Below are 639 nucleotides of genomic sequence, written 5' to 3'. Positions count from 1 at the left end.
GTTGCGAGCTCGTGAAAAACGCCGACCGGAATGGGCCGACCGCTCGGCGGTCATTGCCCGAGGTCAGTGCGGTGAACCCTTTGGGAAATCGGCATCTTTTTCGCATATCGCCGACCTGAAATACCCTTGCCGAAGCCGCCGGTGAGAGCTAGACGAAACATAGTCTGAACCCGTGTCGTATAAACTTCGTGCACAAGGCAGAACCAGGTTGGCGCCCGCGGTCGAGTGATCCAGCCGTGAGACGGCGTGCGGCTCTTCCTCACCCCCGTCTCCCGCTCAGACCCTCCGGGCCCCTGCCTCTCTGACCTTCGCGAGCTGACAGCGCCGTCCGCACCGCCACGCCCCGCCCTCGCGCCACTGTGCCTTCGAATGAGAGGCGACCCACCATGCCGCTGCACGTACCCCCGGCTCCCGCGCCCGCACTGCGTTCCGTCCTGACCGCGCTCTCGTCGCCGACCGCCGTGCGCGACGCCCGAACTCCCTCCCTGCTCCGCGCCCAGGGGCCCGCCTCACCGGAACTCCCGCTGCCCGTGCACGTCCTCGACCGGGTCACCGCCGACGGCGAGACCTCGACGACGCTCGCCGGATGGCGCTTCCTGATCCGCACCGGCGACCGCGCGGTGGCCGCGGCGGACACCG

At 68.9% G+C, this 639-nt stretch carries 1 pseudogene; it reads left to right on the top strand.

Annotation, left to right across the window (positions count from 1 at the left end):
• Window positions 1-386: 386 nt before the first annotated feature.
• Window positions 387-639: pseudogene (locus CCN29_RS34125) on the top strand (hypothetical protein); the annotation flags it as partial.

Origin of the sequence: Streptomyces pseudogriseolus (genome assembly GCA_002154585.1) — a bacterium.
Classification (GTDB): Bacteria; Actinomycetota; Actinomycetes; order Streptomycetales; family Streptomycetaceae; genus Streptomyces; species Streptomyces pseudogriseolus.
Note: the sequence above shows the minus strand (reverse complement) of the source record. Positions and strands in the feature narration are given on the sequence as shown.